Annotated in this window: 16 protein-coding genes; 13 read left to right on the top strand and 3 right to left on the bottom strand. The window is 62.7% G+C overall.

The annotated features are described in order from the left end of the window. Positions 1 to 50: 50 nt before the first annotated feature. A complete protein-coding gene (locus BDK89_RS20440; RefSeq protein ID WP_133870723.1) occupies positions 51 to 827 on the bottom strand; it encodes a prepilin peptidase in 777 nt (258 codons plus the stop codon). 47 nt (positions 828 to 874) lie between these two features. On the opposite strand from BDK89_RS20440, the gene BDK89_RS20435 reads away from it, so the two are divergent. Both BDK89_RS20435 and BDK89_RS20430 read left to right on the top strand, forming a co-directional pair. After that, complete coding sequence (locus BDK89_RS20435; protein WP_133870722.1) at positions 875 to 2,074, top strand: type IV pilus twitching motility protein PilT; 1,200 nt, start codon at positions 875 to 877, stop codon at positions 2,072 to 2,074. Positions 2,075 to 2,211: 137 nt separating this feature from the next. Further along, positions 2,212 to 2,934 carry a DUF429 domain-containing protein gene (locus BDK89_RS20430; protein ID WP_133870721.1) on the top strand — a complete coding sequence of 241 codons (723 nt, stop codon included), beginning with the start codon at positions 2,212 to 2,214 and terminating at the stop codon, positions 2,932 to 2,934. A gap of 183 nt (positions 2,935 to 3,117) precedes the next feature. On the opposite strand, the gene BDK89_RS20425 is transcribed toward BDK89_RS20430, so the two are convergent. Further along, positions 3,118 to 3,606, bottom strand: a complete 489-nt coding sequence (locus tag BDK89_RS20425; RefSeq protein ID WP_133870720.1) for a hypothetical protein — start codon at positions 3,604 to 3,606, stop codon at positions 3,118 to 3,120. Between the two features lie 243 nt (positions 3,607 to 3,849). Between BDK89_RS20425 and BDK89_RS20420 the strand changes: the two genes are divergently transcribed. Together BDK89_RS20420 and BDK89_RS20415 are read left to right on the top strand one after the other, a co-directional pair. After that, entirely contained in the window at positions 3,850 to 4,152 is a 303-nt protein-coding gene (locus BDK89_RS20420) for a type II secretion system protein (RefSeq protein ID WP_133870719.1), read from the top strand. A 17-nt stretch (positions 4,153 to 4,169) separates the two neighbouring features. Then, entirely contained in the window at positions 4,170 to 5,930 is a 1,761-nt protein-coding gene (locus BDK89_RS20415; RefSeq protein WP_133870718.1) for an O-antigen ligase family protein, read from the top strand. Positions 5,931 to 6,060: 130 nt separating this feature from the next. Here BDK89_RS20415 and BDK89_RS20410 read toward each other — a convergent pair whose 3' ends face one another. Continuing rightward, positions 6,061 to 7,692 carry a hypothetical protein gene (locus BDK89_RS20410; protein WP_133870717.1) on the bottom strand — a complete coding sequence of 544 codons (1,632 nt, stop codon included), beginning with the start codon at positions 7,690 to 7,692 and terminating at the stop codon, positions 6,061 to 6,063. A 263-nt stretch (positions 7,693 to 7,955) separates the two neighbouring features. Here BDK89_RS20410 and BDK89_RS20405 point away from each other — a divergent pair, with 263 nt between their 5' ends. The 9 genes from BDK89_RS20405 to BDK89_RS20370 all read left to right on the top strand — a co-directional run bounded on the left by BDK89_RS20405 (position 7,956) and on the right by BDK89_RS20370 (position 16,821). Continuing rightward, on the top strand, positions 7,956 to 8,282 hold the full coding sequence (locus BDK89_RS20405; RefSeq protein ID WP_133871183.1) for a type II secretion system protein: 327 nt from the start codon (positions 7,956 to 7,958) through the stop codon (positions 8,280 to 8,282). 326 nt (positions 8,283 to 8,608) lie between these two features. Further along, positions 8,609 to 9,358 carry a sugar transferase gene (locus tag BDK89_RS20400; RefSeq protein ID WP_166657738.1) on the top strand — a complete coding sequence of 250 codons (750 nt, stop codon included), beginning with the start codon at positions 8,609 to 8,611 and terminating at the stop codon, positions 9,356 to 9,358. Positions 9,359 to 9,415: 57 nt separating this feature from the next. Then, entirely contained in the window at positions 9,416 to 10,393 is a 978-nt protein-coding gene (locus tag BDK89_RS20395) for a GDP-L-fucose synthase family protein (protein ID WP_133870715.1), read from the top strand. Next, positions 10,393 to 11,352, top strand: coding sequence for a GDP-mannose 4,6-dehydratase (gene gmd, locus BDK89_RS20390; protein ID WP_133870714.1), 960 nt, complete (start codon positions 10,393 to 10,395; stop codon positions 11,350 to 11,352). Before BDK89_RS20395 ends, gmd begins: the two co-directional genes overlap by 1 nt. Further along, complete coding sequence (locus BDK89_RS22745) at positions 11,349 to 12,173, top strand: WecB/TagA/CpsF family glycosyltransferase (protein WP_133870713.1); 825 nt, start codon at positions 11,349 to 11,351, stop codon at positions 12,171 to 12,173. Before gmd ends, BDK89_RS22745 begins: the two co-directional genes overlap by 4 nt. 182 nt (positions 12,174 to 12,355) lie before the next feature. Then, positions 12,356 to 13,513 carry a glycosyltransferase family 4 protein gene (locus tag BDK89_RS20380; RefSeq protein WP_133870712.1) on the top strand — a complete coding sequence of 386 codons (1,158 nt, stop codon included), beginning with the start codon at positions 12,356 to 12,358 and terminating at the stop codon, positions 13,511 to 13,513. Further along, positions 13,510 to 14,832: a hypothetical protein gene (locus tag BDK89_RS21950; RefSeq protein WP_166657736.1), complete on the top strand. Its 1,323-nt coding sequence runs from the start codon at positions 13,510 to 13,512 to the stop codon at positions 14,830 to 14,832. Before BDK89_RS20380 ends, BDK89_RS21950 begins: the two co-directional genes overlap by 4 nt. Continuing rightward, positions 14,778 to 15,749: a glycosyltransferase family 2 protein gene (locus tag BDK89_RS22740; RefSeq protein ID WP_133870711.1), complete on the top strand. Its 972-nt coding sequence runs from the start codon at positions 14,778 to 14,780 to the stop codon at positions 15,747 to 15,749. The genes BDK89_RS21950 and BDK89_RS22740 overlap by 55 nt, the downstream gene beginning before the upstream one ends. Further along, the gene (locus tag BDK89_RS20370; protein WP_166657734.1) at positions 15,742 to 16,821 is read left to right on the top strand and encodes a glycosyltransferase; all 1,080 of its coding nucleotides are present in this window, start codon (positions 15,742 to 15,744) and stop codon (positions 16,819 to 16,821) included. Before BDK89_RS22740 ends, BDK89_RS20370 begins: the two co-directional genes overlap by 8 nt. Positions 16,822 to 16,834 lie beyond the last annotated feature (13 nt).

Raw genomic sequence — 16,834 nt, 5'->3', positions numbered from 1 at the left:
GAGGCGTTACCGGCGATCACCTGACCCGGGATCCGCAAGCAACCAAGCCGCTAGGCCTGCCAGATCAGATCCACGATCTCCGGCCCGATGAAGATCGCGACCACCGTCCCCAACGCCAGGAACGGCCCGAACGGCAGCGCGGTCTTGCGGCCGGCCGAACCGACCGCCATCGCCACGACCCCCACCACGGCCCCGATCAAGAACCCCAGGAACAGCCCGATCGGCACGGTCCCCAGGTTCAGGTACCCGAGGTACAAGCCCAGCAGCGGCGCCAGGCGAACGTCACCGTCGCCCATCTGCCCACGGCTCCCCAGGTAGATCAGCCCCATGATCGCCAGCGCGATCCCGGCACCGACCAACGACTTCCAGATCCGCTCCGGCTCGTCGTTCACCAGCGCAGCGACAGTCAGCGCAATGAACCCCAGCACGAACGCCGTGTACGTGATCTCCCGCGGCAGCCGGAACTCGCGCAGGTCGATCCACACCAGCGCCACCAGCGCGGCACCCAAGATCCAGAACGCGGGCAGCACTGCGTCGGCGCCGAACTCCAGCCCGAAGAGGGTGAAGATCGTGGCCGTCGCCACCTCGATGATGATCGGCTCCCAGCCGATCGGGTGCCCGCAGTGCCGGCACTTGCCACGCAAGACCACCCACGAGACGATCGGCACCAGGTCGGGTGCCGTGAGTCGGTGACCACACGCGCCGCACGCGCTCGGCGGTGCCACCACCGAACCGCCGCGCGGGACGCGATCGACCACCACCGTCAAGAACGAGCCGACCAACAACCCCATCACGATGCAGGCGAGTATCACCAGTGTCGTGTCCATGTCATCAGCACGCTAGGCCCCGAGGGCCGCCGCGGAAGGGAACACTGATGTTCGATCCAGATCCGACACTCGTCACGTTGCTCCAGGCAACGGTCAACTCGGGTTCGTCCGACCTCCACATCACGGTCGGGCGCGCCCCCACGGCACGTCGTGACGGCACCCTCGTCTCGTTCGAAAACGTGAAGGTGCTCGAGCCCGACGACACCGAGCGGATGGTCATGTCGCTCCTGAACGACGAGCAGGTCAAGGAGCTCGAGGAGAACTACCAGGTCGACTTCTCGTTCGGTATCCCGGGCCTCGGCCGTTTCCGTGCCAACGCCTACAACCAGCGAAACACGCTGGCGCTCGCACTGCGCGTCATCCCGTTCCGCGTCCGTTCCCTCGAAGAGCTCGGCGCTCCGCGAGCGGTCACCACCCTCCTCAACAAGCCGTACGGCATCGTGCTGTCGGTGGGCCCCACCGGTTCCGGCAAGTCGACCACGCTGGCGGCGATGGTCGACCGGATCAACGAGACGAAGCCGGTCCACATCCTCACGATCGAAGACCCGATCGAGTACCTCCACAACCACAAGACCGCAATGGTGAACCAGCGCGAGGTCGGCACCGACGCCCGCTCGTTCGAGCAGGGTCTGCGTTCTGCCCTTCGTGAAGACCCCGACGTCATTCTCCTGGGCGAAATGCGCGACCTCGAGTCGATCCAGATTGCGCTCTCCCTTGCCGAGACCGGCCACCTCGTGTTCGCCACCTTGCACACGAACGACGCCAGCCAGGCCCTCGACCGCATGGTCGACGTGTTCCCGGCCGAGAAGCGCGACCAGATCCAGACCATGCTGGCCGGCGCCCTCCAGGGCGTCGTCTCCCAGCGTCTGCTCCCCGCCGTCAGCGGTGGTCGTGTCGCAGCGTTCGAGGTGCTGATGGGCAACGAGGCCGTCAAGAACCTGATCCGTGAGGGCAAGTCGCGCCAGCTCCGCAACGTGGTCGCCACCGGCGGCCCCGACGGCATGCAGACGATCGAGATGGACCTCGCCCGCCTCGTGACCTCCGGCCTGGTGACCATGGAAACAGCGCAGAGCATCTCTGCCTACCCCAGCGAGATCCAAGCCCAGGTCTCCACCCTCCGCAGCCAAGCCCAAGCCGCCGCAACAGCCGCCAGCGGCCAGGTCGCCACCAGCGGCAGCGGCCAAAACATGGGCGCCCAAGAAGAAGAGTCGACCGAAGAGCCGACCGAAGAACCAACCCCGGCGTAACGGGACCACCGGGGGTCAGGTGTCAAAGGTGACGCAAGCAAGGGGTCAGGTGTCAGAGGTGACGACTCGCCCCCAGGGCGAGGCGTTACCGTCGATCACCTGACCCCGGATACGCAAGCAACAAGAAAACGACGACCATGGCAGGCCCCCGCGACAACCCCTTCAAGAACATCGCCGGCGTCACCCCCTGCCCGGGCGGCTGGCTGGTCCTCCCCGGCCGCATCGCCGGTGTCACCGTCGTCGCGGAAGAAGCCTTCGTCCTGAAGACCCTCGCCGAGGTCCTCGACTACCGCCCCAAGTTCGACTTCGCCGCGGTCAACGTCCCGTTCGGTTACCCCGAGTACCCGAACATCCAGTACCGCCGGTGCGACAAGGAGGCCCGCGGCATGCTCGGCTGGCCGAGCCGTGTCCGTGTCCACCCGGTCCCGAGCCGCGCCGCCCTGTTCGCGAAGTCGCGCAAAGAAGCCCAGACGATCGAGCCCTGGCTGACCAAGAACGACTTCCGTCACTTCAAGTGGATGAAGGAAGCAGCGACCGAGGTCCAGCCGTTCCATTCCCGTAGCTTCTACAGCGCCCACCCCGAACTCAGCTTCGCCCACATGAACGGCGACAAGCCCTTGACGTCGAGCCCGTACCACGACGAAGGCTTGGCCCACCGCCTCGACTTGATCCGTTCGAAGCTCCCCGGCATCGACGAAGTCGTCAGCCGTGTCCCGCCCCAAGGCGCCGGCATCCAACACATGTACGAAGCCGCCGCCATGATCTGGACCGCAAGAAGGGCCAGCGGCAGGGCAATCAGCCGCCTCCCCATGGACCCCGAATGGGACGAAGCCGGCATCCGAGTAGAACTCGTCCGATAGGACGTCCGGTGTCGTAGAAAACGGCGACGGAGGCGCAATCGGGTCGGGTGTCGCAGGGAACGGCGACGGCGTAAACCGGGTCGGGTGTCGTAGGGAACGGCGACGGCGTAAACCGGGTCGGGTGTCGTAGGGAACGGCGACGGAGTCGACGTTTCCGTAGATCACCCGACTCCGGTTTCGAACTCAGCCCAGCGACAACCCCGCGACAGGCTCCCCCCGGGTCTCCGCCAACATCGTGTCGATGAACGCCGCCATCGTGTCGCCCATCCGCATCTGACGCGAAGCCAGCTCCTCCACCGACCCCTGCAGCGAAGCAACGGCAGCCTCCACCCCAGCAGCCCGCTCGTGCGCGGAGGCAGCAGAAGCCCCCGGCACGGCCCCAGCAACGTGCAGCCCGGCCGCCTCCGAACGCACCGTTTCGATCAGTCCGATCAGCATCTCCCGGGTTCGCTCCATGTCCGCCCGAGCCTCCTCCCGAACGACGGAAATCTGCTCTCGGGCGATCTCGGCGTGCGCCGCGATCGATGTGAACTGAGCGTTAACCCGTTCCGACAGTGCCCCGAACGAATTCCTGAGTTCGTCAAGCTCGGCTCGCATCGCAGCGGCCTCCTCGTCGCCGAAGATGCGGTGTTCTCCCAGGTCAGCGGGCACTTTATGGCGGCGGAGTGCCATGTTCGTCACCTCACGCAGTGCGGTAGATCGGCCGCGTGTCGCGGCATTCGTGGGTGTATCGGCCTAAACCCGACTTTTCTTGAACCTTACTTTCCTCGCAAAATTTTCGTGTTTCCCCTAAAGTGATCTCGTCGCACTACCGATGAGCTACACAGCGTTACCGGGAGCCTGTCTCACGGTGCGGCAACCAAAACCACAAGTGAGATAGAAGCCCACCATTCCGGGCGGAAGGAAAATCACATCATGAAGAAGCAAGACGAGGGCTTCACCCTCATCGAACTCCTGATCGTCATCGTCATCCTCGGCATCCTGGCCACCGTCGTGGTGTTCTCGGTCCGTGGCATCACCGACGACGGCCAGGAGAACGCCTGCGAGACCGACTACCGAACCCTGGAAGTCGCCATCGAGGCCTACTACGCCAAGTACGGCAGCGACAACGCCGGCTCGTTGGACATGACGGCGCTGGAGCAGGCCGGCCTTATTCGCGAAGGTTCGGCCGAGAACTACGACGTCTCGGCGGGCGCCATCACCGGCACCTGCCCGTGATCGACTAGACATTTTGCATGGAAGAGGGTTCTGCGACGGCAACGTCGCAGGACCCTCTTTCGCGTCTCTCTGCCAGCGGCCCGGGAGACCTCGATGGGCCGGCAACCGAGTCGCTGCGGGTGTCACCGCTAGCGCTACTGATCGGTTTGACTGGGGGCTGGCTGGCCATTGCCATCGGGCCTTGGTTCTTCGAGCCGTCGTGGACTCCGCGGACCCTCGCTCTGCTCGTCACGCTGCCGTTCGGCTGGGTGTCTTTGGCCGCCGCTGCGCGACGAAGGCACTGGGCGTCGATTCTGGCGAGCGCGGCTGTGATGTGGTCGCTGGTTTCGGTACTTCTCGCCCCTGGCTCGATGATCGGAGTCTTCTCGACGTCGAGAGAAATGACCGTCGTCGTCCTAGCTGCATCGATCGGGCTCTGGTCTCTGGCGGCGAGAGTGCCGGTCGCCGACCGCTCGGTCTGCGAAGACCTGATTGTTGGAGCGCTCGGTCTGAGCGCTGCCATCGGGCTCGTGCAGGTGATGGCGCAGCCGACGAGCGGTTGGATCGCTACCTACTATGGGCGGGCCACCGGGCTGACTCCGCACCCTGTCTACTTCGGTGCGCTCATGGCGGCCGGGGCAGTGCTCGTGGCCTCCCGACTTGTCGTGGGTCGGTGGTGGTGGGGGGCGTTGCTGGCGCTCTTCGCGGCGGCAATCAGCGCGTCTGGCACCCGCGTCGCGTTCGGCGCCTCGCTCGTGGGGCTCGCGCTGGTCGTTCGATCCAGTCCGGGGCGTCGGCTCGTTCTGTGTGGGCCGCCGTTCGCCGTCGGTATCTGCATCGGCATGCTGTCGACGCGACCCGCAAGCAACTCATCGACGACCGCCGTTTCGGCAGTTGGCCGCCTCAGTGATTCGGGTGGTGCCTTGTCCGAGCGGATCGACGTCTGGGGTTTCGGTCTCGAAGCCTTCCTCGAGAAGCCGGTCTTCGGCTGGGGGCTCGGAAACTTCCGTTCCGCAACTCAGGGCCACTATTCACTCGAGTTCGCTCGATCGGTGAGCGACCGTTCGCCATGGTTCGACGCCCACAACCTCATTGTTGAGCTGCTGGTCGCCGTCGGCCCGGTTGGGCTCGGATTGTTTGCCGCCTTCGGCGTCCTGGCCGGCTATCGATCGCGCGGTCCTTCCGCAATCGCTTCGATGACGATTGCTCTCACGTGGCTTCTGGAGCCCGTGTCGTTGTCGACACTTCCGCTTGCGTTGATCTTGCTCGGTCTGTCGTCGACACCGGCAGCGTCAATTTCGTGGCCGTTCGTGAGTAGTCGTCTCGCCGCTGGGGCGCTCGCTGTGGGTTCGGCGGCGGCACTGTTTGTGGGTGCGCGAGACGTTGCGTTCAAAGAGGCGCTGAGAACAGACGACGCCGCAAAGGTCGAGTCGGTGGCCTCTTGGTTCTGGAGAGATCCAATCGTTGCCGATGCAGTTGCCCAGTCCTGGCAGATCGACTACATCTACGCTCCGTCCCAGCATGCCGAAGAGAGGGCGATCACCTGGTCGCAGCGAGTCACCGACTACGAACCGCTCAGGCCCACCTGGTGGGATCGTCTTGGGACACGCCTGTACTTCCATGGGAAGGACGAAGCGGCACGAGCGTCATTTGAACAGGCGGTCAGTCTGCAGCCGCTTCGCGCCTCAACGTGGTCGTATCTGCTCGACATCGCTGACGAAGAAGGTGATGTCAATCTCGAGCAGAGAGCAGTCCTCACTCTGTGTTTGCTCGATTCGGACAGGTGTCGCCTCCCCTGAGTCAATAGGCGGTCTGAGTCAGTCAGCGACACTCCGGAGGTACCGGTTGACCCAGCGGAGATCGAGCGCGCTCGACAAAGGTGGATAGCACGAGCGAACTCCGTCGACGATCGTCGTGTCTCAGGTCGGCTCACCCATCGAGCACCGCCAGTTTGACGGGTAGACCCGGATCTTCCCAGACGGTCTCGAATTGGCGATCAGCGAAGCCCACGTCTGCCGGGATCAGCACGAGTCCACTCACCGTGGAGTCGGCTTCGTAGAACGATCGGTCAGCCAACGCCCACTGGTAGTAGTAGGCGATCGCGAGCTGCTGAGCGGGAGGAACGGAGCTGAGAGCGGGGTTGTCGATGAACAGAACACCGATTGGTTGGTGCGTCGGCGCGGCTGCCTCGATGCGGTCGGCGTTCGCGACGATGTCTTGGCCAGTGTTGAGTCCGTCCCCGAGGGCGACCAAGGTGCGCAGGCCGGCGAACCCAACGATGCACAGGCCCGCCACTGTGAGGATCCTGGCCTGCCCAAAGAGAAGGCACAAGCCGAGAACCGACGAGAGCAGCAGGCAAAGCAGCGACGCCTGGAGCACGTCGACGCCGCCGCTGGGGCTCAGCGGAAGCACCCCGGCCACCATCGCCCTGAGCCCCCACCCGCTTGACAGTGCATCGCCATGCCAGTACGCCGATGCGATGCTGACGATGCCGAACAGCGCGACGACCACCCCGGTTCGAACCGCTTTCGCACGAGCCGGTAGCGCCGAACTGGTGACGAGCCACCCGATACCGACGACCAACACCGGCCAGACCACTGCATCGTTGTATCGCCCGTAGATGAGTTGATCCGGACGTGCGCGATCAGACACGAACACGAACGAGAGGGCCATGAGGGGGACGGTGAGACTGAGTACGACGCGGCTGTCCCTCTTGCTCGCTCCTCCACCGGGTTGTGCCGCACGAGATAGCAGCTCGAGGAGACCGAAACCGAACAACAGCGCCGTGCTGGCGAAGAGGTACCAGGTCTGACCAGCGATCGCCCGCATGACGGCGGCAGGGTCGGCAAGGCGGCGAACTACCTCACCGACCGAGTTCGTGTCGCTGCTCGTTACCCACAGGTGACTCGAGACCCACTGCGTATAGAGCTCCGAGAGAAGTGTGAGCGTTGCGCTGATACCAACGAGCGAGAGTGCCGGCCGGATGCCGCTGGCGCGGTAGACGCCCCAGATCGTGATAGCCCCCGTCACGACGATCAGCGGGAGCAAGCGTCCGTGGACCGTCGAGCCGAGCACTGCGAAGCCGATGCACGCCGTGCCGAGCCACGGGCTCGGCCGGTCGCTGAAGCGGAGCGTCAGGTGCATTGTCACTAAGAAGCAGAGGGTGACGAGTGGTTCTGACCAGAGATGGGCAGAGGCCGTCAGCGCGGGAGGAAGGAGCGAGACGGCCCCGGCTGCAGCAAGACAGGCAGCCGCGGACAGATCGGTCAGTCGCCGAGCAAGTAGTGCCAGCACCACGGCGGCGGTTCCGCCGAGCGCAGCGTTGATGACCAAGACGGACCGAATGACTGCTTGCGAATCGTCGGTGAACCAGAACACCGGAGCGATCAACGTCGGGAAACCCGGTCGCCACTCGCTGGTTCCGAGCATGTCCCACGAACCTGTGCCTGAGAGCCAACGTGCCATCCCGAGCATCGCCGGTCCATCGGGACTGATGTTGAAGAACGTTCGATTGACAGCAAACAGGCACCTCAAGGTTGAAACGAGGCCGCCGAGCAGCACGAGGTGGCGTGTCAAGATGTCGGGCTTTTGGCGCCCTCCGTCCAACGCACCTCTTGGATCCGAACGGCCTGCTTCGAGGGAGTCTGATGACACACTTCACGATCGCACACCGAGGCTTGGAAGGAAGGGAATCCGATCGAGGCTTGCCGGCCGCCTTATTGAGACTCGGTCGAGCCCTGAGCCGACAACATGTGCTCACGTGCGTTGACACGCGAATTCGTCTAACGTACTTTGCGTAGACTTGACGAACCACGGTGGCGGAGATGCGAAACTTTGAACAGAAGTCGGACGGATTCTCGTTGATCGAGCTCTTGATTGTCATCGTGATCCTCGGGATCCTGGCGGCGGTCGTCGTATTCTCGGTCCGAGGGATCACGGATAACGGCCAGGATTCGGCATGTCAAGCCGACGAGCGGACACTCGCCACAGCAACCGAGGCGTACTTCGCGGAGTATGCCGCCAGCACGATCGAACCGACGGATGGGAGCGTCGAACAGACGCTCATCGCGGCTGAACTGCTACGCGAGGAGTCGCAGTACTGGGATCTTGCTAGCGATGGCACGGTGACTCCCGTAACTCCGTGTCCCTAGTCGGCGATGATCCTGTGCCCCGGAGCGCTTCTCTCAAGCGTGGCCGTGTCGGCGCCGATACTCGAAGTATGTCGTCGGACTGCTGTGGCGCTGCAACAGATCGGGGGGCACGCAACGTACCTGAGTACATGTCTAGGCAGAATCGATGGGTCCTCACTGGCCCGCCTAGTCTCGGGAGCGCGGCCGAAGGGTTCAGCAACCACCAGGCAGGAAGGAAACGAGTTGCTGCGGGAACAGCACGTGCGGATATCAAGCGCCACCAAGACGGGAACGGCGAGGAGATGGAGCGCGGTGAAGCGTCGTCGCACGATAGGAGAGGCGTCGTCGTGACCGCGGCCACGATCGCAGGTGCGGCTCCGCAACAGCGGGCTGCAATGAGTCCGTCAAAGCGAGCGTTCGACGTCGTCGTCGGGGCGGTGCTTTGCGTAATCACCTTGCCGCTCTTGTTGGCGCTGGCAACCTGGTCCGGCGTGCGTCTTCGCGCTTGGCCATTCTTCGTTCAGGAACGTGTTGGACTCGGCCAACAGCCGATTCGCATCGTCAAAATCCGAACTCTTAGCCCGCAGACCCCCGCCTACCTCGACAAATCCGAACTCCTCGAGCACGGGGGTGAACAGCGTTGGGCTGCGGCACTCCGCAAGAGCCACCTCGACGAGCTGCCTCAGTTCTGGCAGGTCGTCGCCGGCACACTGAGTCTTGTTGGACCTCGTCCGATGATCGCGTCGATCGTCGAGCGGATGCCGGCCGAATCCGCTTGCTTGCGACACAGTATTCGCCCCGGCGTTACTGGCCCTTGGCAGATCTCCGTAGATGGGGGTTCGCTGCTGGACGACGCCTGCGACTACGACCTCGCCTACGTTCGTCGTGCCTCGGCCCGGGTCGACCTGAGCATCATCGCGTGGACGACGGCCCAGGCGGTTGGAGCGTCCGAAAGGTCGAAAGCGTGGGTGTTTAATCTAATGCGCGTCGACATCGAACTGCCGGATGGCCGCTGTTCAGACTTGGTCGGCGTTGGCAACGAGTCGGACGCTGGCGCCGACGAGACGACGCATCCAGCGTCACTGCATGCCTCGTAGACTGCCGATCTCGTTCAACAAGCGTCCCCGACGTTCGTGTATAGCCCAGGAGAAGTCATGATCCCGCGTGATTCCCGAGTCTTCGTGGCCGGTCATCGGGGTTTGGTGGGGTCGGCGTTGGTGCGGAAGTTGGAGGGTGAGGGTTTTTCGAATGTGTTGACGGCGACTCGTGATGAGTTGGATTTGCGGGATCAGTCGGAGGTGTCGCATTGGTTCAAGGCGAATCGTCCGGAGTATGTGTTTCTGGTGGCGGGGACGGTTGGTGGGATCATGGCGAACTCAACGCGTCCGGCGGAGTTCATCTACGACAACATGATGATTCACGGGACGGTGGTGCATGCGGCGCATGAGTACGACACGTCGAAGCTGTTGTATTTGGGGTCGTCGTGTATTTATCCGCGGGCGGCGGAGCAGCCGATCAGTGAGGACGAGTTGTTGACGGGTCCGTTGGAGCCGACGAATGAGTGGTATGCGGTGGCGAAGATCGCGGGGATCAAGTTGTGTCAGGCGTATCGGCGTCAGTACGGGCGGGATTTCATTTCGGCGATGCCGACGAATTTGTACGGGCCGGGTGACAATTTCGATTTGGTGTCGTCGCATGTGTTGCCGGCGTTGATGCGCAAGTTCCATGATTCGATCGGTGAGCCGGATCCGGAGGTCGTGGTGTGGGGGACGGGGTCGCCGATGCGCGAGTTCCTCCACGTCGACGACCTCGCCAGCGCTTGCCTCTATCTGATGGAGCACTACTCCGATGATTCCCACATCAACGTGGGCACCGGGGTCGACCTCTCCATCAAGGAACTGGCCGAGAAGGTTCGCGACGTCGTCAACCCGCAGGCCCGGCTCACCTTCGACGCGTCGAAGGCCGACGGCACCCCGCGCAAGGTGTTGGACGTGTCGAAGTTGAATGATCTGGGTTGGTCGCCGAGCTACGACCTCGACACCGGCATTCGTAGCACCTACGAGTGGTTCCTCGCCGAGCAGGAGTCGCAGCACGCACTTCGCGGCATGAGTGACACGGTTGGCGCAGCCTGATGCCTGTTGCGTTGATCACGGGTGTGTCGGGTCAGGATGGTTCGTATCTGGCCGAGTTGCTGTTGGACAAGGGGTATGAGGTGCACGGTGTGGTGCGCCGCTCCAGTTCGGTGACGCGTTCGCGTTTGGATCATTTGCAGTCGGAGAATTTGGAGGATCTGCATCTGCATTACGGGGATCTGGGGGATCCGTTGGGGTTGGTGCGGATCATCGATCGGTACGGGCCTGATGAGGTGTACAACTTGGCGGCGCAGTCGCATGTGGCGATCTCGTTCCAGCAGCCGGAGTACACCGGTGATGTGACCGGTGTGGGTGCGATGCGGTTGTTGGAGGCGATGCGGGTCGCCGGCAGTGAGGCGAGGTTTTATCAGGCGTCGTCGTCGGAGTTGTATGGGTCGACGCCGCCGCCGCAGAGCGAGGTGACGCCGTTTCATCCGCGCAGCCCGTATGCGGTGGCGAAGTTGTATGCGTTCTGGGCGACGGTGAACTATCGGGAGTCGTATGGGATGCATGCGTCGAACGGGATCTTGTTCAATCATGAGAGTCCGCGGCGTGGTGAGAACTTCGTGACCCGCAAGATCACGCGTGGTGTGGCCGACATCGTGCATGGCAAGGCGACCGAGTTGCGGTTGGGGAACCTGGACGCGAAGCGTGACTGGGGTTTTGCGGGTGACTATGTGGAGGGGATGTGGTTGATGCTGCAACAGGACACCCCGGACGATTATGTGTTGGCGACCGGTGAGGCGCATTCGGTGCGTGAGTTCTGTGAGATCGCGTTCGGCCACGCGGGGTTGGACTGGGAGCGGTACGTGGTGGTCGACCCCGAGTTCTTCCGCCCGGCCGAGGTCGACTATCTGCTGGGTGATCCGACCAAGGCCCGCACCGAGTTGTCGTGGAAACCCACCACCAGCTTCGAGCAGCTCGTCACGATGATGGTCGACGCCGACCTCGCCGCATGAACGCGCTGCCCACTCGTGAGAGTTCTGCCAGGCGAGCCGATGGACCGATCTGGCATGGAATAGTTCTGCAACCCCGTGACCTCAATTCCTCGCTGGAACTCGTGTCAGCAGCAGTTGCCGCCCGGCATAGCTCACACGTCCACCTTTGTAACGCCTGGACGATGGTCCTGGCATGCTCGGTCAAGGATTCGCAGTTGAAGCGAGTCCTCCAATGCCCGAGTGCCATCAACCTCGTCGATGGAGTGCCGCTGGCCCGGTCTCTCGCCTGGTCAAACCGCGTGGACGCGGCCGTGACTCGGGGACCGGACCTGTTCGACCGGTCGGTTCCGATCCTGGCCCGGCAGGGGGCGCGCCAGATGCTGTTCGGCGGTACGCCCGAGACGCTTCAACGTCTGCGACTTCACTTTGCTCAGCGCGGTGTGTCGGGACAATCGTTAGCAGGGTATGCCCCGCCGTTTCGCGAGCTGGACGCAACGACGATCGACGAGTACGTCGAACGGATGTTGGCAGCTGGGGTAGACGTAGTCTGGGTTGGCTTGGGGACCCCCAAACAGGATGTACTTGCACGCCGTGCGGCGGAGGCTGGCATTCCGTGTGTCTGTGTCGGCGCGGCCTTTGACTTCGCAGCGGGTGTCGTCTCGCAGGCACCTCGTTGCCTCAGGGAATCCGGATTTGAGTGGTTGTATCGTATGGCAATGGAACCCCGGCGCTTAGCAGGGCGCTACGTAGTTGGGAACGTTCGATTTGTAGATCTTGCGCTGAGACACCACCGTGCGCTTCGAGCTCGTTCAGCGTCGACAGGGGCTGGGTTGCGCCGATGATGGGAGAATTGGTGCACCCGGAGTGCGAACTTGGAACCAACGCTCGTCCTGCGCACTGCACCTACCGTCGGCTCTACGGATGTCGTTTCGATTGGTATATCAGCTCGCTGAGATCGGGCTTGGACGAACGTGAGCGTGGCAAGAGCTGCGGCGTTCGAATGTGAATTGCGTGAGTAACTTCGATGAAGGTACTGATGATTCACAACGACTATCTGGAACTGGGTGGTGAGTACTTCTCGGTTCGTTCCGAAGCCGAGGGTTTAAGGGCAGCGGGCGTTGATGTGGAGCTGCTGCTTGCCAGCAACTCTCAGATTGCCGAATCAAATCTGTGGCAAAAAGTGACAGCCTTGACCCTGCAACGTGATGCGTATGGGCTCGTTTCCGATGCCATTGACCGGTACAAGCCGGACCTAGTCCATGCTCAGAACCTGTTTCCGGCCCTCGGAGCCGGTGCTATACGTGCACTTGCTGATGCGGGAATTCCGTGGGTGCGCACCTTGCGCAACTATAGGTTGGCGTGCATCGGCGGAGACTTCCGTCTTGACGGCGATGATTGTTACCTCTGTGAATCGTCTGCTCGTGCCCACGCAGGCGTTCGTCGTCGCTGCTACAGAGACAGCCGTACCCAGTCGATAGGCGCGGTCGCCTACGCCCGTGCAGAGAGGCGCGCTTCGGCCAGCCACCAGCCGTCGGCGTACCTGGTGCTCAGTCGCTGGATGGTCTCGGCTCTCCAACCGGTGCTCGACGGCGTCACCGTTCACGTCCATCCGAACATCGTGCCCACGGCGTCGGTCGCCCCGGCGCCCAAGAGTGAAAGGCGATTTGCTGCCGCTTTTGTCGGTCGACTCGCCTCGAACAAAGGCCCCGACTTCGTGATCGAAGTGGCTGCACTACGCCCCGATCTTCAGTTTGCGATCGCAGGTAGCGGGCCTCTCGCGAAGCAGTTAGAAACCGCTCGACCGAACGTCAAACTGTTGGGTGAAATCTCGCATCCAGAAGCGTTGAAACTGATGGCCAACTCAGTCGCAACCTTGGTCCCTTCGCGGTGGGACGAACCGTTCGGAAGGGTTGCCGCAGAGGCGCTCTCGGTGGGTACATGCCCGATCGTTCTCGCACGCGGAGGGTTACCCGACATCGTTGACGGGCTTGATGACTCGCTCGTTCAGGCCTCACTGGATCCACGACAGTGGGCCGAATCTCTAGGAACGTTGTGCAGTCTCACCGACGCTCGATACTCCAGGCTCACAGAGGCTTGCATTCGAGTGGCGTCGGAGCGCTACTCGGCTTCGGCGCTCACAGCATCTCTCATTCGTATCTACGAGACGGTGTTGCCTCGATGATTCTGGAGCCGACAGTCTCGGGGAACTGGCATTCCAAGTTGGCGTTGCTCGGCTTGCTAGTGCCCGTAGCCGGAGGAAGGTGGGGTAGCCATCTTGGGATAGGAGGCCTCTTCCTAAGCGATGCCCTTGTGGCGACTGGTCTTCTCTTCTACGGGTCTGAGACCCTGAGAGGCAAGTCGAGCCCGTCTAAGGTGGCGATCGAGCCTGGAGCGTGGCGGAACTTGCGCTTCGCCTCGGCGTTAGTCGGTGTGGCCGCGCTGATCGGTGGACTGCGGGTGGGCGCGCTAGATCGCGACTCTGTTCGTGATGTGGCCCCGTTCGTCTACCTAGCGCTCACTCCCGTGTTCTGCCGGTGCATTTCCAACGCTGGCTTGGCCCGTGCAACTGGCTGGATTGGCTATGCTTCGATGGTTCACCTCGCCTGGTATCTGCCAACGCGCGTTGGGGTCTTGAACGAGGTCGCCATACCCGCAATTAGTGATGTGCCGATCTTCTCGATCCGCAACGACTTTGACGCCGTGGTCACCGCCTTCGCTGGTGTGTGGATTCTGATGTGGAGTCGCGTCGGGCTTGTAGGCCGCACGCTGGTCGCCGCCGTCTGTGCTGCCCTCGTGGTCTCAGGCCCGAGTAGAGCGGGTTTGGTGGGTGGCGCGGTACTCCTTGTCGGCACGTGTGTTCTGAAGCGACCCTTGCGTCATCGGATGCATGGACACTTGGTGGCCACCGCGGCCTTTTGCGCCGGAGCGGTAACCGCTACCTACCTGGCGTTACGTGGCTCGCTGCCGGGCTGGGCCGTGTCGGCTGGTCGCCTTGCAGGCACGGGGAACGACCTGTCAGCGAGTAGCACGACGTCGGCGCGGGTTGAGGCTTGGAGGCAGATATGGATCTATACAAATGAGCGGGACCTTCGGATAGCGCTTGGCGATGGCTTCGGTTCTGACGTTGTTCGCGATAGCGGAGCCCAGGCACTTCTCTCTGGGAGCGAGACCGTGCGCCAAGCACATAATGTACTCTTCACTTGGCTTGGCCTTGTCGGGCTTATTGGAGTCTCACTGGTAGCAGTCGGGGTCGCTATTATGTGCCTGGTCTCTTTCCGTGGTGGAAGAGGCTCAAGCCGGCAGGCGGTCACAGCTGCACTGCCGGTAAGCCTGCTCGCGACGTCGCTGATAGGGGTGGTTCTCGAGTCGCCGTTCGGGTATCAGGTGTTCGTGCTGTCGGTTGTGCTCTCTTGCTGCGATGAGGCTTGGCCTCCGCTGCGGTCTCGATGGGCGCCGGCCGAGTTTGGGCTCGCCACGGCCGATCGCGGTGGTCAAGGGTGACTGCCATCCGTGCAGTCTGCGTCGCAGTCGCGACCTACCGCCGGCCCGATGGTCTCGATGCCCTCTTAAGCTCTATTGAGCAAGCAACTGCAGGAGTGCCCGTCCGCGTGGTGGTTGTGGACAACGACCCCGTGGGATCCGCGAAGTTCGTCGCCGACCGACACGCGATTGTCGCCCGATACGAGATTGAGGCCACTCCCGGGATCGCAGCTGCACGAAATCGTTGTCTTGAGCTTGTGGAGGTTCATGAGGACGCAATCGTGTTCGTAGACGACGACGAACGCGTATCGACGGAGTGGCTCGCTGCCCTTCTCCAGGCTGCAAGAGATTATGGGGCCGACATCGTAGGCGGACCGGTTGTGTCCGAACTTCCTGACGGTGTCGGGCCTTGGGCCCGCCTCCACCAGCGACGGATTGAACCCGACGGATCTCGATCCGGTTTGCCCGCCACGAACAACGCACTCGTCCGTACCAGTCTCCTGCGGAAGGCCGGAGCCCCAAAGTTCGACCCGAGCTTCTCGGTGAGCGGCGGGAGCGACACAGACTTTTTCTGGCGGTTGAAAGAAGACCATGGTGCTCACATCGTTTGGTCCGATACAGCCCTTGTTTACGAGGATGTGCCCCCTGAACGAACCACGCTGCGATGGCTTTGTCGCCGTAGCTACAGGAACGGCGCCATTATCGCACGCGTCGAGCTGAGACGCCGGGGACGGGTCTTGGTTCTAGCGAGAGGAGTGGCGCGCTGTCTGCGAGCAATTCTTCGGGTACTCGGGAGCCTCATCCGAATGCAGGATCCTTGGCGGCCACTGGCCGTCGACCTACCTCGAGGTCTCGGAGTGTGCGGCGCCTGCTTCGGCGTCGCTGTCGTAGCCTACACAAGGCAATCTGGGACCAATGAAGCGACGAGCGATGACTGATCGAAGCGCAACGTCGCGCAGGAAGGATTGCGGCGCACCGCTAGTAGTCGAGTTGATCTCCCCATACTGGGACAACCCGTATGTTCTTGACCTAGAGACGGCCTTGGGGGATCTTCCCGGAGTCATGGTCGTGGCCAACACCGGTTGCCTCCCTGTTCGGTCGGCGCAGATCGTCCACATCCAGTGGCCCGACGGCTTGCTCCGAGGAGCGAAGCGTTCGGTGCTCCGCCGATGCGTCAGGCTAGCGGGGCTCGCGCTCCAGCTGCGTAGCAAGTCTGGACCGAAGCTCGTCGTAACGGTTCATAACATCGAACCTCATGAGCGCTCGGCCGCTGCGACGGTTATTCAGCGCTGGGTCCTAAGGAATGCCGATGATCTAGTGGTTCTAACCAGCTCCGGCGCAGACAGACTGCGGAAGGCTTTCCCGGTACTGGATAGGCAACGTCTTAAAGTGATACCCCATATGGGATGGGCGGAACGCTACGCCTTTGATGGAGTCTCGCCGTTGTGTGAGACGGGTATGCCAATCGTCGGGTGGTTTGGGAGGATGCGGGCCTACAAGGGCATTGAGGCGATAGCCGACCTTGTCCGGTCGTCGCCCGACATACCACTCCGGTTCGTTCTCATGGGTTCGCGAGGAGACCGCTCATCGGAGATCGAGGAAGCTTTGTCGCTCCTGCGGAGGGACCGTCGAGTTTGCGTCGCCGAGCGACGCGTGACGGATCAAGAGATCTGGTCTCTTTGTCAGGGGGCCAGCGTCATCTGGCTTCCTTATAGAGCGGTCGAGAATTCAGGAGCTGTCTTCGCGGCATTAGCGGCTGGGTGCAGAGTTCTGGTCCCGAACATGGGATCCATGCAGGAGATCGCTGAAGAGTACGGCGAGGACCGAGTGCTCTTATACGAAGGCGAGATGACCGGGCCACGGTTGTACGCGGTCGCTACGAACCCCTTAGTCCATCCGCCCGCCGGCCCGCCAGCACGGCGGAGTGCATCCGCTGTCGCCAAGGAGCATGAGAAGCTGTACTACGAGTCGGTTCAAGTCTCAGTCGCAGGGAAGGGCCTTCGCGCCTGACAGCATCGGTCCA

The sequence above is a fragment of the Ilumatobacter fluminis genome, from assembly GCF_004364865.1.
Lineage (GTDB): Bacteria > Actinomycetota > Acidimicrobiia > Acidimicrobiales > Ilumatobacteraceae > Ilumatobacter > Ilumatobacter fluminis.
Note: the sequence above shows the minus strand (reverse complement) of the source record. Positions and strands in the feature narration are given on the sequence as shown.

What these genes read in the sequence shown, in the direction of transcription:
- BDK89_RS20440 (WP_133870723.1), bottom strand. Translation starts at nt 827, where the DNA reads ATGGACACGACACTGGTGATACTCGCCTGCATCGTGATGGGGTTGTTG.
- BDK89_RS20435 (WP_133870722.1), top strand. Translation starts at nt 875, where the DNA reads ATGTTCGATCCAGATCCGACACTCGTCACGTTGCTCCAGGCAACGGTC.
- BDK89_RS20430 (WP_133870721.1), top strand. Translation starts at nt 2,212, where the DNA reads ATGGCAGGCCCCCGCGACAACCCCTTCAAGAACATCGCCGGCGTCACC.
- BDK89_RS20425 (WP_133870720.1), bottom strand. Translation starts at nt 3,606, where the DNA reads ATGGCACTCCGCCGCCATAAAGTGCCCGCTGACCTGGGAGAACACCGC.
- BDK89_RS20420 (WP_133870719.1), top strand. Translation starts at nt 3,850, where the DNA reads ATGAAGAAGCAAGACGAGGGCTTCACCCTCATCGAACTCCTGATCGTC.
- BDK89_RS20415 (WP_133870718.1), top strand. Translation starts at nt 4,170, where the DNA reads ATGGAAGAGGGTTCTGCGACGGCAACGTCGCAGGACCCTCTTTCGCGT.
- BDK89_RS20405 (WP_133871183.1), top strand. Translation starts at nt 7,956, where the DNA reads ATGCGAAACTTTGAACAGAAGTCGGACGGATTCTCGTTGATCGAGCTC.
- BDK89_RS20395 (WP_133870715.1), top strand. Translation starts at nt 9,416, where the DNA reads ATGATCCCGCGTGATTCCCGAGTCTTCGTGGCCGGTCATCGGGGTTTG.
- gmd (WP_133870714.1), top strand. Translation starts at nt 10,393, where the DNA reads ATGCCTGTTGCGTTGATCACGGGTGTGTCGGGTCAGGATGGTTCGTAT.
- BDK89_RS22745 (WP_133870713.1), top strand. Translation starts at nt 11,349, where the DNA reads ATGAACGCGCTGCCCACTCGTGAGAGTTCTGCCAGGCGAGCCGATGGA.
- BDK89_RS20380 (WP_133870712.1), top strand. Translation starts at nt 12,356, where the DNA reads ATGAAGGTACTGATGATTCACAACGACTATCTGGAACTGGGTGGTGAG.
- BDK89_RS21950 (WP_166657736.1), top strand. Translation starts at nt 13,510, where the DNA reads ATGATTCTGGAGCCGACAGTCTCGGGGAACTGGCATTCCAAGTTGGCG.
- BDK89_RS22740 (WP_133870711.1), top strand. Translation starts at nt 14,778, where the DNA reads ATGGGCGCCGGCCGAGTTTGGGCTCGCCACGGCCGATCGCGGTGGTCA.
- BDK89_RS20370 (WP_166657734.1), top strand. Translation starts at nt 15,742, where the DNA reads ATGACTGATCGAAGCGCAACGTCGCGCAGGAAGGATTGCGGCGCACCG.